The following is a 16,424-nucleotide window of genomic DNA, read 5'->3' as shown; positions in this document are numbered from 1 at the left end:
GGGGCGGGGCCGGAAAACGCCTGGTCGGGCCGGGGACGGGGGACAGTGCATGCGCGAGGGCGACGACGGGGGATACGCCGGCAGCACCCCCCTGGCCGTACTCGAACTGCTCGCGGCGGACGCCCCGCAGAGCGCCTACGACGACCTCCTGGCCGAAGGCCGCGCCCGCGCCCGCGCCGCCGCCGGCGCCGACGAACCCGCCCTCGCCGAGCTGACCCGGGCCGTCGAACTGGCCCGCTCGGTACGAGCCCGCGCCAGCCGCCACAAGCAGCGCGAGGCCGCCCTCACCGCCCTCGTGGACACCGCCCACGACCTCACCTCCCCCTACGACATCGACGGCCTGCTGCGCCTGATCACCCGCCGCGCCCGCCGGCTCCTCGGCTTCGACATGGCCTGGCTGTCGCTGTCCCGCCCGAACGGGTCCGCGTACGTCCGCACCTCCGAGGGCGAGACCACCGCGCTCAACGTCGGCCTCGAACTCGGCACCGGCCGGGGCCTCGGCAGCATCGCCCAGGTCCGTCGCTCCCCGGTGTGGACCGCCGACTACCTCGCCGACCCGGGCATCGCCCACGCCCCCGGCATCGACGCCGTCGTCCGGGCGGAGGGCCTGCACGCGATCATCGCCGTCCCGCTGCGCCGGGGCGACTCCACCCTCGGCGCGCTCTACGGAGCGGACCGCTCCGTACGGGAGTTCACCCCCGACGAGATCGGCATGCTGCTCTCCCTCGCCGACCTCGCGGCCGTCGCCATCGAGAAGGCCCGCCTGCTGGAGCAGACCCGCGACGAGGTCACCGAACTGGAGGCGTTCGGCTCGCGCACCAACACCGCCCTGACCCGGGTCCGTTACCTGTGGGAGTGCCACGCCCGCCTCGCCGGGCTCGTCCTGGACGGCGCCGGGCTCGCCACCCTCGCCCGTGCCACCGCCGACGCGCTGGACGGCGTACTCCAGGTCCGCGACCCGGGCGGCCGGCCGCTGACGGCCACCGGGGACCTGCCCGACCTGGACGAGGACGCGGTCACCAAGGCCGCCCTCCAGGCGCTCACCGAACGGTGGCCCGTACGGCTGCCCGGCGACCTGTGGCTGGCGCCCGTCCTCGCGGGCGCCGAGGACCTGGGCGTGCTGCTGCTCAGCGCCTCGGCGCCGCTCGCCGACGAGGACGTACGCCTCCTCCAGCTGGCCGCCCAGTCCGTGGCCTCGCTGATGCTGATCCAGCGGGGCACGGCCGCCGCCGAAGGGCCCGTCCACGACGAGATCCTCGCCGACCTGCTGGACCGGCCGCACTCCGTCGACCTGCACCTGTTGGAGCGCACCCGACGCCTCGGCATCGACCTCGACCGCCCGCACGTGGTGGTCGTGGCCAGGCCCGAGGGCGGCGAGCTGGGCAAGGCCGTCGCCTGGGCGTCCTCGTACGCGTACCGGATGGGCGGGCTCAAGGGCGTCCGGCGCGGCTGCCTCGTGCTCGTGCTGCCCGGAACCGACGCCTCCGCCGCCGCGCACCGGGCCTCCGGCGAGCTGTCACCGCTGCTCGGCCACGCCGTGTCCACCGGCGCCGCCGGCCCCACCGGCGGCCCCGGCGAGGTGGCCCGGGTCTACGCGGAGGCCGTGCGCTGCCTGGACGCGCTGACCGCGCTCGACGGCGTGGGCGGCACCGCGTCGCTGCGCGAACTGGGTTTCCTCGGACTGCTGTTGTCCGCCGACCACGACGTGGAGTCGTTCATCGCCGCCACCATCGGGCCCGTCCTGGACTACGACGCGGACCGGCTGACGGAGCTGACGCGCACCCTGGAGGCCTACTTCGCCTCCGGCTCCAGCCCCACCCACGCCGCCGAGGCCCTGCACGTCCACCCCAACACCGTCTCGCGCCGGCTGGAGCGGATCGCCGAACTGCTCGGCGCCGAGTGGCAGAAGCCGGGCCGGGCGCTGGAGATCCAGATGGCGCTGCGCCTGCGCAAGGCGCGCCGGGCACTGCACGACCGGCGCACGGCTCCGGACAGGGCCGCCGAAGCTACGTGACCGGGTAGCGCTCCGTCCCCGCCAGGGCGCGGGCCGCGTGCGCCACGGAGGCCAGCGTGACGTGCCGGTGCCAGCCGGGCAGGCCCCGGCCCGCGAAGTCGCGCAGACCGGCCTCGCGGCCGCTGTGCTCGGCGGCGTGGCCGACGCGCAGCCCCTGCTTCGTCAGGCGCAGCAGCGGGCCCACGGGGAGGCGTACGAGATCGGTCACCCACATCCCCGAGGGCGGGCGGCGCGCGTCCGTCCACTCCCCGACCAGCAGCAGGTGCCGGCGGCGGGCCGGGGAGGGGTCCGGCATCATCACGCGGACGGCGACCGCGAGGGTGCGGCGATGCCGGTCCGTCGGGTGCGCCGGGTCCGGGTCGGTCCACTCCACCGGGGTGCACAGCCCCTTCACCGACTGGAGGATCTCCCGCGCCGAGCGGGCCCCCGCGCCGTGGCCGGGCAGCGCCGGGTCGGTGACCAGCAGCGGGGTCGTCGGGCTGACGCGGGCGATGACCGGCAGTCCGGCTTCCGCGAAGCGGTTCATCGTCGAGCGGGTGCCGATCCGCATGATGTCGAGGACCACCGGGCGCGGCGTTCCCGCGCCGCGCCGCACCGTCTCGATGACGGCCGCCGCCGCCGACTCGGCGTACGCGGACTCCTCGTACGCGGCGCGCGCGGCGAGGTCGGCGCCGCGCAGGGGCTCCCGTTCGGGCTCCTCGCCGGGCAGGAACATCCGCCAGCCGACCGGGCTGACGAGCGCGGCCGAGGTGAACCACGTGCCGAAGGCCTGCTGGCCCCGGAACATCTGCCCCTGGTGGGGGTCGAAGCGGTGCGCCACGCCCACCGAGTGCTCGCCGCCCTTGGGGATCGCCATCGGCTGCGCCACCCACGCGGTCAGCGGGGTGGAGGCCTCCAGGAAGCCGCCGAGGGCGGCGCGGATGGGTTCCCAGTCCCAGGTGGAGCCGGAGATGAAGTGGTGCATGCTCTGCTCGGCGGCCGACCCGCCGACGCGGCCCGCGATGCCCCGCATCGACTTGCGGCCCGGCAGGGACAGCAGCCCCTGGACGTACTGGCGGCCCTTTTCCCGCTGGTCCTTGCGGCGCAGCGAGGCGAACACGGTGGAACACAGGTCGTCGGCGGCCTCCCGAGCCCGATCCCGCGCCCGATCCCGCGCCGGGTCCCGCGCCGGATCCCGAGCCGGGTCCGGATCACGCGTTCCCGCGGCCGTACCGCCGTCCACGATCGCTTTCACGTCATGCCTCCCCCTGGCGTGCGTCGATTGCCCCTCTACCGTCCGCCGAAGGCCCCCGTCACCGGGAGGTGGTCCGGGCACCGCACTTCGGGAATACGTGGTGGGCTGCCCACCACCCCGCCCGCCCGCACCGTTGACGCGGTCGGCGGTACACACTGATCCCATGTCGATTCACCAGAACCTGCTCGGGGGCCCCGCCCCCACCCACCTGCCCGACGAGCCCGCGCCCCGCGAGGCCCTCGCCGCCGGCACCGACCCGGCCGAGGTGGCCGCGGCCCACCCGACGTCGTCCGCCGCCTGGGCGGCCCTGGCGGACCGCGCCTTCGCGGCCGGCAACACGATCGAGTCGTACGCGTACGCCCGTACCGGCTACCACCGCGGCCTCGACGCGCTGCGCCGCGCCGGCTGGAAGGGCCACGGCCCGGTGCCGTGGGAGCACGAGCCGAACCGCGGCTTCCTGCGCGCGCTGAACGCCCTGGCCCGCGCGGCCGGCGCGATCGGCGAGAAGGAGGAGTTCGAGCGCTGCTCGACGTTCCTGCGCGACTCCTCCGAGACCGCCGCGAACGTGCTGGCCGAGGACACGTCCGCATAACCACGCGAAGTCTCCCCTAGAGGCGCTCCGCGTCCCCTGTTTATGATGCGAGGCAGGGGACCGGGGCTCCACTTACCTCATCGGAAGGAGCGGACCGCTACCCGGAAGCACGTGTCGAGGAGACAGAAATGTCGCACGCCCTTGATGCCTCCGGAGCCGGTTCGGACGCCCCGAACCTCGACTTCGCCGGCACCACCCCCTACGAGGACTACGTCCAGGCGGACGTCCTCACCCACCTCCAGCACCTCCGGTCGGACGACCCGGGCGAGATGGTGTTCCTGGTGACCACCCAGGTCATGGAGCTGTGGTTCACCGTCATAGTCCACGAGTGGGAGACCGCCGCCCGCGCCCTGCGCGAGGACGACATCCCCGTCGCGATGGACGCGCTGAAGCGATCCCTTCGCGAGCTGGAGGCCCTGAACGCCTCCTGGCGCCCCCTCGCCCAGCTCACTCCCGCCCAGTTCAACGCCTATCGCGGCGCGCTCGGCGAGGGTTCCGGTTTCCAGTCGGCGATGTACCGCCGCATGGAGTTCCTGCTCGGTGAGAAGTCGGCGTCGATGCTGGTCCCGCACCGGGGCGCCCCCCGCGTGCACGGCGAGCTGGAGAAGGCCCTCCACGAGCCGAGCCTCTACGACGAGACCCTCCGCCTGCTGGCCCGGCGCGGGCTGCCCGTCCCCGGCGAGGTCCTGGAGCGCGACCTCGCGCTGCGCTACGAGCCCTCGCCCGAGGTCGAGGCCGTCTGGACGGGCCTCTACGCCGACCCGGACGCCGCGCCCGACCTGCACCGCCTCGGCGAGGTCCTCACGGACGTCGCGGAGCTCGTCTGGCGCTGGCGCAACGACCACCTGGTCGCCACCCGCCGCGCGATGGGCGCCAAGACCGGCACGGGCGGCTCGGCCGGCGTGACCTGGCTGGAGAAGCGCGCCCAGAAGAACGTCTTCCCCGAGCTGTGGACGGCGCGCAGCCATGTCTGAGACGACGCCCGGCGGCGCGGACCTGGCGGCCCGCGCCGCCGCACTCGACACCGCCGATCCCCTCGCCAAGCTCCGCGACCGTTTCGCCCTCCCCGACGGCCTCGTCTACCTCGACGGGAACTCGCTCGGCGCGCTTCCCGCCGCCGTTCCCGGGGCCGTCGAGGACGTCGTACGCCGCCAGTGGGGCGAGCTGCTCATCCGGTCCTGGGACGAGAGCGGCTGGTGGACCGCCCCCGAGCGGATCGGCGACCTGATCGCCCCGCTGATCGGCGCGGCCCCCGGCCAGGTCACCGTCGGCGACTCCACCAGCGTCAACCTGTTCAAGGCCCTGGTCGGCGCCGCCCGCCTCGCCGCCCCCGGCCGCACCCGGATGCTCGTCGACGCCACCACCTTCCCCACCGACGGCTACATCGCCGCCTCCGCCGCCCGGCTGACCGGCCTGGAGGTCGTACCGGTCGACCCGTCCGACGCGGCCGCGCACCTGACCGACACCACGGCGGTCGTGCTCCTCAACCACGTCGACTACCGCACCGGCCGGCTCCACGACCTGCCCGCCCTCACCCGTGCGGCCCACGCGTCGGGCGCGCTCGTCGTGTGGGACCTGTGCCACTCGGCCGGCGCCCTGCCGGTCGGCCTCGACGCGCACGACGTGGACCTCGCGGTGGGGTGCACGTACAAGTACCTCAACGGTGGCCCCGGCGCCCCGGCGTACATCTACGTCGCCCAGCGCCACCAGGGCGCCTTCGATTCCCCGCTGCCCGGCTGGAACAGCCACGTCGAGCCCTTCGCGATGACCCCGGAGTACGAGCCCGCCCAGGGCGCCGCCCGGACCCGCGTCGGGACCCCGGACATCCTGTCCATGCTCGCGCTGGAGGCGGCCCTCGGCGCGTGGGAGGGCGTGGACGTGGCCGACGTGCGGGCCAAGTCCCTCGCGCTGACGGACTTCTTCCTGGAGTGCGTGGCGGCGTACGTCCCCGAGGGCGCGGTGGAGCCGGTCACCCCGGCGCCGCACGCGGAGCGCGGCAGCCAGGTCTCGCTGCGCACGGCCAACGCCCGCGCGGTGATGACCGAGCTGATCGCGCGCGGGGTCATCGGGGACTTCCGGGCCCCCGATGTGCTGCGTTTCGGCTTCACCCCGCTCTATGTCTCCTTCGCGGACGCGGAGCGCGCGGCGCGCACGCTGGGTCACATTTTCGGGTGACTCGGTAGCGGGGCGTAGTGAAACGTCTCGGCACTCGGCGGGCGGGGCTCCGGCCCCGCCCGTCGTCGCGTGGCCCGGTCCCGCCCCGGAACGGTGCGTTCAGGCCTGATACGGTCCCGCTCTGCCGGCGTACCGGAACATCTGTCCCGGCTGTACCCCGCTGTCCCACGCGTAACTCGTTACCGAGAGGTGGAGCCCCGATGACGGACCCCGCAGTCGAACGGGACGCCGCCGAGGCCGCATCGGCGTTCGCCCACCCTCCGGTCGCCCCCGACGCGAGCGCCGCGTACGGGGAACACCCCGACCAGGTGATCGACTTCTACCGCCCGCGCGGCGGGGTCGGCGCGCTCGCCCCGCTGGTGGTGGTCCTGCACGGCGGGGCCTGGCGGGCCCCGTACGACCGGCAGCACATCACCCCGTTCGTGGACCTGCTGGCCCGGCGGGGTTTCGCCGTCGCCAACGTCGAGTACCGGCGCGGGAGTTCCCTGCCGCACCAGGACGTGGAGGGGCCGGTGGCGGGGCGTTGGCCCGAGACCTTCGACGACGTCGCCGCCGCCATGGACGCGCTGCCCGAGCTGGCTGCCGGTGCGCTCCCGTCGGCCGATTGCCGCCGGACCGTGGTGACGGGCCACTCGGCGGGCGGTCATCTCGCGCTGTGGGCCGCCGCCCGGCACGTCCTGCCGTACGGGTCCCCGTGGAGGCTGCCTTCCCCGCCGGAGTTGCGCGGCGTGGTGGCTCTGGCCCCCATCGCGGACTTCGCGGTGGCGGAGGGGCTGGGTGTGTGCGGGGGCGCGTCCGCGCAGCTGCTGGGCGGTCCGGAGTACTGGGACGAGCGGCTGCCGTCCGCCGATCCTGCGGCGCTGCTGCCGACGGGGATCGCCACCGCCGTGGTGCAGGGGCGGGAGGACATCGTGGTCCCGCCGGCGGTGGCGGAGTCGTACGTGGCGGCGGCGGCGAAGGCGGGCGAGATGGTCGGCCTGACGATGGTCGAGGGCGTCGGTCACTTCCCGTTGATCGACCCGGCGGCCGACGCGTGCGCGGTGGTCTGTGAGGAGATCTCCCAACTCGCCTGGTAGAGCCCGGCCGCGCGGTGGAGCAGCAGCGCGTGCACGAACCGTCCTCCCCGCTCGGCGGACACCGCCACGCGAGCGGCCACACGCCGTCGAGGCAGGGGATGGGGAGGTAGGTGCTGCGGCGCGGGCCCGAGGTGAGCCGCGTGAACCCGGGTGGCCAGAGCCGGTGTTGTGCGCTGTCGACGGCGATCAGGAAGTACACCGGCCGGCGCCCGTTGGCCTGTACGACGATCGGACCGGGGTCACCGCCCGTGAGCGTGACGAGGAGATCGGCGAGGTTCCGTCCCATGTCACCGTCCACACGTAGCGCGTCAAATTGCACGCCAGCCTTGCGGATTGAGATGCCGTGAGCGGGAACCCAGCCGGGCTTTTGGGGGTTGGCGGAATCGCTTTCGGTGTTCATGGAACAAGGGTGATGCGTCAGGTCTACCGTTTTCCAGAGCCCCGACTCAAGGGCTCCAAACGGTAGAAACTCAGGCCGCGCTGGTTGAGTTCGGTTGAGTTCGGTTGAGTTCGGGGTTGATCGAATGGCGAAGTCTTCGAACAAGCGGCAGGCCAGTGGCGTGACCCGGCTGGTGGCTCACCTGGCGAGAGTGCTCAGGGAGCGGGCAGGGCTGACTCAGAGGGAGCTCGGCGTGATCCTGGGCTACTCGGGTGCTGCCATCAGCGCTTTGGAAACCTGCGCGCAACCGGCGAGCGACGAGATGCTGGTCAAGCTGGAGGGAAAGATCGGGAATGGGCTGGGCGCGTTCGACTTCGCGCGGGAACTGGTACGGGTCGATACGTTTGCCCCACACTTCCAAGACTTCTTCAGCCTGGAACAGGAGGCACTGACCCTCTGCCTCTTCGAGACGCGAGTGATCTACGGGATCTTCCAGACCGAGGACTACGCCCGTGCCCTTTTCGAGGGTGGATATCCGGTGCTGTCGGAGCAACGTGTCCAAGAGCTGATCGAGGGTCGCATGGCGCGGAAGGCGCTGTTCGATCGTGACCCGACTGCTCTCGTCGAGTTCGTGGTCGACGAAGGCGCGTTGCGCCGAGGCATCGGCAGCAAGGCCATCATGCGCGCCCAGTTCCGGTACCTGGCCGAGCTTGCCCAGCGCCGCAGTGTGACAGTGCAGGTACTGCCACTGGACTGTGGCTTCTCCGGTGAACATGCTGGTACGAGTGGGGCCATGAGCCTTGTCGAAACACCGCGCCATGAGCGGCTGCTGTATATGGAGCAGCAGGACGAGAGCATGTTGATCAGCGATCCGGGCAAGGTGAGCCTCTACGCCCAGCGGTATGCGAAGATCCGCGCACAGGCCTTGGACCCACGTGAATCGCTGGGTTTCATCGAGAGGTTGGCGGGAGAGTAGCGATGGCAGGCACCCTGAAGTGGTTCAAGTCGAGCTACAGCGACGGCGGCGGCGGCGCCTGCGTCGAGGTGGCGTACGACTGGCGGAAGTCGAGCTACAGCGACAGCAGTGGCGGCGCCTGCGTCGAGGTCGCCGGGTGCCCGCACGCGGTCCACGTGCGGGACTCGAAGAACCTCGGGCCGAGTCTGACGGTGGCCCCCGCCGCGTGGGCCGGCTTCGCCGGGTGGGCCGCGCGGGCGTAGCGCGGGGTCGGCCGTGCCGCCGATGGTGGCCCGGGGCGTGAGCCGTTCGGGGGAGCCGCAGCGGAGCGCCGCGGCTTCGGACAGGTTCGGGGGTGGGCGTGCTGTTTGCTCCTGTTCGATGTCCGGACGCGCGTTCCGGGCGGCGACCATCGAACAGGAGTCGGACATGGCGTTCGAGAAGTGGGCCAGATGGCTGCCGGGCAGGGTGGCCGTCGCGACCGCGGTATTGGCGGGGGCGCTGGCAGGGCTGCCGGCCGGCGGGCCGGTGACGGCCGAACCCACGGGTACACAGCAGGCCATGGGCCGCTACGTGGTCGTCCTCCGGGACTCCACGAGGGCCCGGGTCGACTCGATCGTGGAGGAACACCGCCGCCGCTACGGGGGAGAGCCCGAATTCGTCTACCGGCACGCCTTCACCGGCTACTCGGCCCTTCTTCCCGAATCCCAGGTGGCACGGCTGCGGGCGGATCCCAGCGTGATGATGGTGGGCGACGACCGGTCGGTCCAGGCCGCCGCACAGGTCCTGCCCACCGGAGTGGACCGGGTGGAAGCGGACCAGAGCAGCACACAGGCCGGGAACGGCACCGGTTCGGTGGACGCCGGAGTGGCGGTCCTCGACACGGGGATCGACATGACCCACCCCGACCTCAACGTGGCCGGCGGGTTCAACTGTCTGGGGCAGCCCGGAAACCAGCCGCCGCAGGACGACAACGGCCACGGCACGCACGTCGCCGGCACGGTCGGGGCGGAGGACAACGATGTGGACGTCGTGGGGACCGCACCCGGCGCCCGCCTGTACGCGATCAAGGTGCTCAACGCCGGCGGCCGCGGCCGGTTCTCGCACTTCGCGTGCGGGCTCGACTGGGTGGCCGAACACGCCCAGAGCGAGGGCATCGACGTGATCAACATGAGCCTGGGCGGCCGGGGTTCGGACGACGGCAACTGCGGGCTGACCAACAACGACGTGATGCACTTCGCGATCTGCCGGGTGGTGAACCAGGCAGGTGTGACGGTCGTGGTCGCGGCCGGCAACGAAGGCAGAGACCTGGCCCAGGCCGTTCCGGCCGCCTACGACGAGGTGCTCGCCGTCACCGCCATGCAGGACGCCAACGGCCAACCGGGTGGAGGCGGCACGTTCAGCTGCTTCACCGGCACGGACGACAGGTACGCCTCCTTCTCCAACTTCACCACCATCGGGTCCGCGGACGCCGGCCACACCATCGCCGCTCCGGGGGTGTGCATCCTGTCCACCCGTCTCGTCAGGGGCTCCGGCGACACCACGACGGTGCTCTCGGGCACCTCGATGGCCTCGCCACACGTCGCCGGCACCGCCGCCCTGTGTCTCGCCGGCCCCTGCGCCGGAATGACACCGGCCCAGGTCATCAGCAAGCTCCGCGCCGACGCCGCCGCCCAGCCGGCCTCGTACGGCTTCACCGGGGACCCCAACTCCCCCGTCGGCAACCGGTTCTACGGACACCTCGTCCACGCCGGCGGATACTGATCGGTACTAGCTCGGGCGGGGAGCCGTCACCTTGTGGCCCGGGTAGACGTGGTCCGGCGTCACGATGTCGGTGATCGCCTCGCCGAACAGCGTGCTCGGCTCCTGCCCGTCCACCAGGGCGTCCGTGTTGAGCAGGACGACCATCGTCGCCTGCTCCTCCGGCAGGTACACGGTCAGGCTCTCGTAGCCCGGCAGGGACCCGTTGTGGCCGATCCAGCCCTGGACGTCGAAGACGCCCAGGCCGTAGCCCGCGCCCGGGATCTCGCCGATCGGCTTCGTCTTCAGGCGTTCCGCCTGGGTCGCGGGGGTCAGCAGCGTGCCCGTGGCCAGGGTCTTGGCCCAGCTGCGGAGGTCCTGGAGGTCGGAGATGACCGCGCCGGCGGCCCATGCCCAGGAGGGGTTCCAGTCCGTCGCGTTGACGATTTTGTCCGACACCTCGGTGTAGCCCTGCGGGTGCGGGTCGGGGTACTCGGCGCCGGTCGGGAAGAGGGTGCGGCGGAGTCCGGCCGGCTTCACCACGTCGTCGTTGACGACCTGCTGGATCGACCGGCCCGTCACCTTCTCGATCACCAGGCCGAGCAGGATCAGGTTGGTGTTGGAGTAGTCGAACTTCGCGTCCGGCGCGAACTGCACGCCGTGCTTGAAGGAGTAGTCCAGCAACTGCTGCGGCGTGAAGACCTGCCCGGCGAGGAGTGCCTTGTCGAAGTCGGGGTCCTCGCTGTAGTTGTAGAGCCCGCTGCGCATGCCGGCGAGCTCGCGCAGGGTGATGCGGTCGCCGTTCGGGACACCGCTGACGTACTTCCCGATGGGGTCGTCCAGGCTCAGCTTGTGCTGGTCCACCAGCTGGAGCAAGGCGGTGACCGTGAACGTCTTGGTCTCGCTGCCGATGCGGAAGTTGAGGTCGGTCTTCATGGGGGCGGACGTCGCCTTGTCCGCCACCCCGAAGGTCTTCACGTAGCTCCCCTTGCCCGGGGCCCACAGACCGACGACCACGCCGGGTACGCGCGTCTCGCGCAGGGTGCGTTGGATGGCCGCGTCCAGCTCGGCGGCGACGGCCGGGGTGAGCGGCGGGAAGGGGGTGTCCTCGACGTGGACCGCGCCCACCGCGCCGGTCGGGGCGGTCGGGGCGATGAGGACGGCCGCCGCCGTGGCCGCCAACGCGGCCAGGCGTAGCCGTACGGGTATCGGTAGCACCTGCGCGCCTCCCGTCGTCCGGGGACCTGAACGGCTGTCTCAGACTAGGCTGTCTCAGGCTAGGCCCGGACGACGGGCGCCGCGCGCCGGCTCAGTCCCACTGCTGGTCGGCGAGGGAGGCCACCGGCTGCGGCTTGCCGATGACGGCCAGGGCGATGAAGAAGTTGATCTGGCCGATCGCGATGGTGAGCGTGGCCAGCGCCTTGTCGTCGTAGTGCTTCGCCACCTCCGCGTACAGCTCGTCCGAGACCCGCTCCTTGCCGTACGGGGCCGGCTGGAGGGTGGCCTCGACCAGCGCGAGCGCCGCCCGCTCGGCGTCCGAGAAGTACGGGGCGTCCTGCCAGGAGGAGACGGCGGTGATCCGCTCCTCGGACACCCCGGCCTTCCGCAGGAAGCTGGTGTTCAGGACGGTCAGGTAGGTGTTCCCGACGATCTGCCCGGCCCGCAGGTGCACCAGGCTCATGGTGCTGCGCGGCACCGAACGGTTGCCGGTGGCCCGGAACAGGGCGGCACTGACGTCGGCCAGCTCGGGCACGAACTCGCCGGGGTTCGGCATCCGGGAGATCGAGGTGGTGGCGTTGTCCGTCATGGTTGCTCTCCTTGGGGTCTCTGCGTTGCGTCTTCACTGCAATGACCCGGGGGAGCGAGCGGATGTGACAGGAAGCGGGAAAAAGTTTCGGCTACAGGCCGGCGCCGCCCGTCGCGTCGATCACGCGGCCGGTCACCCAGCGTGCGTCGTCGGAGGCGAGGAAGGCCACGGTGTCGGCCACGTCTTCCGGCTGTCCGACCCGGCCCAGCGCGGCCACCGACGTCACCCCGCGGGACGTCGAGGTGGGGGCGTTCCTGCGCGACCTGCGCAACAGGAACCTGGAGGTCTTCCGGGCCCGCCTTCAGACGGCACAGCGGACCGGCGAACTACCGGGCTCGGCCGACCCCCGTGCCCTGGCCGCGTATTTCGCCGCCGTCATCCAGGGCATGTCCCAGCGCGCCCGCGACGGAGCCACGGCGACCGAGCTGACCGAAACCGCCGAACTGGCACTCGCCGCCTGGCCCGGGGCGCCGCGCTGAGCCCCGGACACGCCACAGGGGCGGGCCCGCGCGGTGTGCGGGACCGCCCCTGTGGGGTGCGTACTGCTGCTCTGCGTACTGCGTACTGCTTTTAGATGAACGAGTTGATCTCGATCGTCTCGGTGCGGCCGGGGCCGACGCCGATCGCGGAGATCGGGGCGCCCGACATCTCCTCCAGGGCCTTCACGTAGTTCTGCGCGTTCTTCGGCAGGTCCGCGAAGGTCTGGGCCTTGGTGATGTCCTCGGACCAGCCCGGGAGGGTTTCGTAGATCGGCTTCGCGTGGTGGAAGTCCGACTGCGAGTACGGGAGCTCCTCGACGCGCTTGCCGTCGATCTCGTACGCGACGCAGACCGGGATCTCCTCCCAGCCGGTCAGCACGTCCAGCTTGGTGAGGAAGAAGTCCGTCAGACCGTTCACGCGGGTGGCGTAACGGGCGATCGGCGCGTCGAACCAGCCACAGCGGCGGTCACGGCCGGTGGTGACACCGCGCTCGCCACCGATGCGCCGCAGCGCCTCGCCGTCCTCGTCGAACAGCTCGGTCGGGAACGGGCCGGCGCCGACACGGGTCGTGTAGGCCTTCAGGATGCCGATGACGCGGCTGATCTTCGTCGGGCCCACGCCGGTGCCGGTGCAGGCGCCGCCGGCGGTGGGGTTCGAGGAGGTCACGAAGGGGTACGTGCCGTGGTCGACGTCGAGCAGGGTGCCCTGGCCGCCCTCGAAGAGCACGACCTTGTCCTCGTCCAGCGCGTTGTTGAGGATGAGGGTGGTGTCGGCGACGTACGGCTTGATCTGCTCCGCGTACTGGAGCATCTCCTCCACGATCGCGGCGGCGTCGATCGCGCGGCGGTTGTAGAGCTTCGCGAGGAGCTGGTTCTTGCCCTCCAGCGCCGCTTCGACCTTCTGCGTGAGGATCGACTCGTCGTAGAGGTCCTGGACGCGGATGCCGATGCGGTTGATCTTGTCCGCGTACGTCGGACCGATGCCGCGACCGGTGGTGCCGATCTTGCGCTTGCCGAGGAAGCGCTCGCCGACCTTGTCGAGGGTGACGTTGTACGGCGTGATCAGGTGCGCGTTACCGCTGATGAGCAGCTTGGACGTGTCGATGCCGCGCTCGTTCAGACCGTGCAGCTCGGAGAGCAGGACGGCCGGGTCCACGACGACACCGTTACCGATGACCGGGGTGCATCCGGGGGAGAGGATGCCGGAAGGGAGAAGGTGCAGCGCGTACTTCTGGTCGCCTACGACGACCGTGTGGCCGGCGTTGTTGCCACCCTGGTAGCGCACCACATAGTCAACGGATCCACCGAGCAGGTCGGTGGCCTTTCCCTTGCCCTCGTCACCCCACTGAGCTCCGAGCAGCACAAGAGCGGGCACAGGCGTACACCTCTTCCGGATGGGGCATGTCCAAGGTCAGGGGGCGTACGACGATGTACACCGCAGGCTGAGCCGTCGGACCGGTGCCCCGGAATAGACGAAGGCCCTGGCGCAATAGCGCAAGGGCCTCTTGCACAAAGATGCTACCCGAGGAAGGACCGAGGTGTCGGCTCCAGAGCCCGCCATGAGCCAAGCGGGTGCGCCGGTCGGCGGACTGCTCGTGCTCATCGACCCGGTCGCCCGCCGTCTTGACGGCGAGTCCGTGCGAATCGCGAAGGATGTCTTGTCAGCGGGGGCCGCGGCGAAAATCTGCCTCCCGGATTCGCAGGAGGAATTTGCGCGGGCACTCGCCCGCCGGGGTCATCGGCGGCCGGTGGTCGTGGGCGACGACCGGGCGCTGGTGCGCGCCGTGGGGCTGCTGCACCGGGAGTGGGGCGAGCGGGGCGACGTGGGTGACCTGGGTGACCTGGGTGACCTGGGCGGCGACCGTCCGGAGGCCGTGGTGTCGCTGGTGCCGGTCGGGCCGGCGGGGGCGCTGGGACTGGCCCGCTCGCTCGGCGTGCCGCAGTCCGCGGTGCTGGCGGCGCGGGCCGCGCTGGACGGCGTGTCGTACCCCCGGGACCTGCTGGTGGACGACGGCGACGGGGTGGTGCTGGGCGGGCTGAGCATCGGGCCGGCGCCGCGCACGGTGCCGGTCACCCGGTGGGGTGGCACGTACCGCTCCCTGCTGCGCACGCTGCTGCCGAGCCCCGCGGCCCCGCCGGGGCGGCGGGTGCACCGGCTGCGGGTGGAGGTCGACGGGGTGGTGCTCGCGGACGTGGAGCACCCGGTGGAGGACGTCGCGGTGCGCACCAGCGGGGTCGGCGGCCCGGCGGAGGTGGTCGTCCGGCTGGCGGGGGCCGCGCCGCTGACGGGGTGCGCGGAGGCGATCACGGTGTCGGGGGCCTCGGGGGCGGACTTCCGCTACCGGGCCGACCACGCCCTGGCGGGGCCGGTGCGTCGGCGTACGTGGACGGTGCGGCGGGCGGCGTGGTCACTGACGCTGCCGAGGTAGGGGCGCGGCGCGGGTGGGCCGGGCTCACATCGGTTCGAGGACGGACAGGACGTTGCCGGCCGGGTCCTTGAACCAGGCGATGGTCGGCCCGTCCTCGACGCGGACGATGCCCTTGTCGTCCGCCTCGAACTCCGGGTAGCGCTCCATGCGGACCCCGGCGGCGGTCAGCGCGTCGACGGCGCGCTCGACGTCGTCCACGGGGAAGTTGAGGATCGTGAAGCTCGCGGGCTCGTGGTTGTCCTTCGGGTACACGAGCACGGTGGTGTCGCCGGCGAGGTGCAGGGCGAGCATCCCGTTGTCGTCGGAGACACGCAGGCCGAGCGTGTCCCCGTAGAACCGCCGGGCCTCGTCGAGGTCGTCGACCGAGAAGCCGCTGAACGCCTTGCTGTCCTGGAACATGATCAGCCCTTCGAGGTGGGAGCGGTATCCCCTTCCCCCATCGTCGCGCCGGGCCGGAAGGCAGTCGAGCGGGGCGGGGCACCGCCCCCGGCGCCGGTGTGCGTGTTAGCTTCCGGGCATGGAGCAGCGCGTCACTCTCATCACCCTGGGCGTCGCCGATCTCGGGCGGTCCCGGGCGTTCTACGAGGCCCTGGGCTGGCGGGGGCAGGAGGTCGAGGAGACCGTCTTCTTCCAGGCGGGCGGCCTCGGGGTGGTCCTGTGGGGGCGCGAGAAGCTCGCGTTGGACTGCGGGCTCGACGGTGCCGGTACCGGTACCGGCACCGGTTTCGGGGGCGTCGTTCTGGCGCACAACCTGCGCTCCCCGGACGAGGTGGACGCGCTCCTCGCGGCGGCGCGGCAGGCCGGGGCCACCGTCACCAAGCCGGCCGGGGCGACGTCCTACGGCGGCTACGCGGGCTGCTTCGCCGACCCGGACGGGCACCTGTGGGAGATCGCCCACAACCCGGGCTTCCTCCTGGCCGAGGACGGGACCGTGACCGTCCCCGACTTCGGGTCGCTGTAGGTCGTACGTCGGCCCTTACGGCAGGTTCAGGCCCGCGCGGTGCTTGCGCCAGCGGTCCATCAGGCCGCGCATCTCGTCTTGGAGGAAGGCGAAGAACGCCGCCGTCTCCGCGACCCGCGTGCCCGCCGGGGAGTCCGGGCCGAGGCCGGCCGCGCCGTCGCGGAGGGTCTTCTCGAAGAGGGCGAGGACCTGGTCGCGCTGGGTGAAGGTCTCGTACCAGAGCTCGTTGTGCAGGACGTAGCGGTCGCGGCGTGAACCCGGCTCGCGTTCGCGGCTGACCATGCCGACCTGCGTCAGGTAGGAGATCGCGCCCGAGACGGCCGCCGGGCTGATCCGCAGTGCCCCGCCGAGTTCGGCGGAGGTCATGGCGCCGCTGTCGCTCGCGAGGAGCCGGGCGAAGACGCGGGAGGCCATCCGCTGCATGCCCGCCTCGGTCAGCTGCGCGGCGAACCGCTCGACGAAGCGGGAGATGGCCTCGTCGTCCCGTGCGTCGGCCGTGTCGTCCGTGCCCTGTGTATCCATCGTGTCTGCCACCCTTCGAACTTTACGCGATTCCCGAGGTTCACAATTTTGTGAAAGTAGC

At 72.0% G+C, this 16,424-nt stretch carries 17 protein-coding genes and 1 pseudogene; 11 read left to right on the top strand and 7 right to left on the bottom strand.

Going from position 1 to position 16,424, the window contains the following annotated elements:
- The first annotated feature begins 49 nt into the window (after nucleotides 1–49).
- Nucleotides 50–2,014, top strand: a complete 1,965-nt coding sequence (locus tag M4D82_RS15895) for a helix-turn-helix domain-containing protein (RefSeq protein WP_249766679.1) — start codon at nucleotides 50–52, stop codon at nucleotides 2,012–2,014.
- On the opposite strand, the gene M4D82_RS15890 is transcribed toward M4D82_RS15895, so the two are convergent.
- The gene (locus M4D82_RS15890) at nucleotides 2,007–3,239 is read right to left on the bottom strand and encodes an IS701 family transposase (RefSeq protein ID WP_502989072.1); all 1,233 of its coding nucleotides are present in this window, start codon (nucleotides 3,237–3,239) and stop codon (nucleotides 2,007–2,009) included. The two genes, M4D82_RS15895 and M4D82_RS15890, sit on opposite strands and share 8 nt — an antisense overlap.
- 172 nt (nucleotides 3,240–3,411) lie before the next feature.
- Here M4D82_RS15890 and M4D82_RS15885 point away from each other — a divergent pair, with 172 nt between their 5' ends.
- From M4D82_RS15885 to M4D82_RS15850, 7 genes are all read left to right on the top strand, one after another.
- Entirely contained in the window at nucleotides 3,412–3,840 is a 429-nt protein-coding gene (locus M4D82_RS15885; protein ID WP_249766677.1) for a DUF3151 domain-containing protein, read from the top strand.
- A gap of 128 nt (nucleotides 3,841–3,968) precedes the next feature.
- A complete protein-coding gene (locus tag M4D82_RS15880; protein ID WP_249766676.1) occupies nucleotides 3,969–4,814 on the top strand; it encodes a tryptophan 2,3-dioxygenase family protein in 846 nt (281 codons plus the stop codon).
- Nucleotides 4,807–6,015 (top strand): kynureninase, encoded by a 1,209-nt coding sequence (gene kynU / locus M4D82_RS15875; RefSeq protein WP_249766675.1) that lies wholly within the window; start codon nucleotides 4,807–4,809, stop codon nucleotides 6,013–6,015. The genes M4D82_RS15880 and kynU overlap by 8 nt, the downstream gene beginning before the upstream one ends.
- A gap of 200 nt (nucleotides 6,016–6,215) precedes the next feature.
- On the top strand, nucleotides 6,216–7,091 hold the full coding sequence (locus tag M4D82_RS15870; RefSeq protein ID WP_249766674.1) for an alpha/beta hydrolase: 876 nt from the start codon (nucleotides 6,216–6,218) through the stop codon (nucleotides 7,089–7,091).
- A 524-nt stretch (nucleotides 7,092–7,615) separates the two neighbouring features.
- Nucleotides 7,616–8,446: a helix-turn-helix domain-containing protein gene (locus M4D82_RS15860; RefSeq protein ID WP_249766673.1), complete on the top strand. Its 831-nt coding sequence runs from the start codon at nucleotides 7,616–7,618 to the stop codon at nucleotides 8,444–8,446.
- Between the two features lie 2 nt (nucleotides 8,447–8,448).
- Entirely contained in the window at nucleotides 8,449–8,688 is a 240-nt protein-coding gene (locus M4D82_RS15855) for a DUF397 domain-containing protein (protein ID WP_249766672.1), read from the top strand.
- 118 nt (nucleotides 8,689–8,806) lie between these two features.
- Nucleotides 8,807–10,189, top strand: coding sequence for a S8 family serine peptidase (locus M4D82_RS15850; protein ID WP_249766671.1), 1,383 nt, complete (start codon nucleotides 8,807–8,809; stop codon nucleotides 10,187–10,189).
- Between the two features lie 6 nt (nucleotides 10,190–10,195).
- On the opposite strand, the gene M4D82_RS15845 is transcribed toward M4D82_RS15850, so the two are convergent.
- The 3 genes and pseudogenes from M4D82_RS15845 to M4D82_RS15835 form a co-directional block, all read right to left on the bottom strand.
- The gene (locus M4D82_RS15845) at nucleotides 10,196–11,383 is read right to left on the bottom strand and encodes a serine hydrolase domain-containing protein (RefSeq protein WP_502988938.1); all 1,188 of its coding nucleotides are present in this window, start codon (nucleotides 11,381–11,383) and stop codon (nucleotides 10,196–10,198) included.
- 91 nt (nucleotides 11,384–11,474) lie between these two features.
- Nucleotides 11,475–11,972, bottom strand: coding sequence for a carboxymuconolactone decarboxylase family protein (locus M4D82_RS15840; RefSeq protein WP_249766670.1), 498 nt, complete (start codon nucleotides 11,970–11,972; stop codon nucleotides 11,475–11,477).
- A 91-nt stretch (nucleotides 11,973–12,063) separates the two neighbouring features.
- Nucleotides 12,064–12,192 (bottom strand): annotated as a pseudogene (locus tag M4D82_RS15835) (SDR family oxidoreductase); the annotation flags it as partial.
- Here M4D82_RS15835 and M4D82_RS15830 point away from each other — a divergent pair.
- Entirely contained in the window at nucleotides 12,143–12,451 is a 309-nt protein-coding gene (locus M4D82_RS15830; protein ID WP_249772368.1) for a TetR family transcriptional regulator C-terminal domain-containing protein, read from the top strand. The pseudogene M4D82_RS15835 and the gene M4D82_RS15830 overlap by 50 nt on opposite strands.
- 91 nt (nucleotides 12,452–12,542) lie before the next feature.
- Here the strand turns inward: M4D82_RS15830 and M4D82_RS15825 are convergent, their stop codons facing one another.
- Nucleotides 12,543–13,826 carry an adenylosuccinate synthase gene (locus tag M4D82_RS15825; RefSeq protein WP_249766669.1) on the bottom strand — a complete coding sequence of 428 codons (1,284 nt, stop codon included), beginning with the start codon at nucleotides 13,824–13,826 and terminating at the stop codon, nucleotides 12,543–12,545.
- 184 nt (nucleotides 13,827–14,010) lie between these two features.
- Between M4D82_RS15825 and M4D82_RS15820 the strand changes: the two genes are divergently transcribed.
- The gene (locus M4D82_RS15820) at nucleotides 14,011–14,880 is read left to right on the top strand and encodes a diacylglycerol kinase (RefSeq protein WP_249766668.1); all 870 of its coding nucleotides are present in this window, start codon (nucleotides 14,011–14,013) and stop codon (nucleotides 14,878–14,880) included.
- A 24-nt stretch (nucleotides 14,881–14,904) separates the two neighbouring features.
- On the opposite strand, the gene M4D82_RS15815 is transcribed toward M4D82_RS15820, so the two are convergent.
- Nucleotides 14,905–15,279 carry a VOC family protein gene (locus M4D82_RS15815; RefSeq protein ID WP_249766667.1) on the bottom strand — a complete coding sequence of 125 codons (375 nt, stop codon included), beginning with the start codon at nucleotides 15,277–15,279 and terminating at the stop codon, nucleotides 14,905–14,907.
- A gap of 118 nt (nucleotides 15,280–15,397) precedes the next feature.
- Here M4D82_RS15815 and M4D82_RS15810 point away from each other — a divergent pair, with 118 nt between their 5' ends.
- Entirely contained in the window at nucleotides 15,398–15,841 is a 444-nt protein-coding gene (locus tag M4D82_RS15810) for a VOC family protein (RefSeq protein WP_249766666.1), read from the top strand.
- Between the two features lie 15 nt (nucleotides 15,842–15,856).
- Here the strand turns inward: M4D82_RS15810 and M4D82_RS15805 are convergent, their stop codons facing one another.
- Entirely contained in the window at nucleotides 15,857–16,363 is a 507-nt protein-coding gene (locus M4D82_RS15805) for a GbsR/MarR family transcriptional regulator (RefSeq protein WP_249771848.1), read from the bottom strand.
- Nucleotides 16,364–16,424: the final 61 nt, after the last annotated feature.

The organism is Streptomyces sp. RerS4, from assembly GCF_023515955.1.
Classification (GTDB): domain Bacteria; phylum Actinomycetota; class Actinomycetes; order Streptomycetales; family Streptomycetaceae; genus Streptomyces.
Note: the sequence above shows the minus strand (reverse complement) of the source record. Positions and strands in the feature narration are given on the sequence as shown.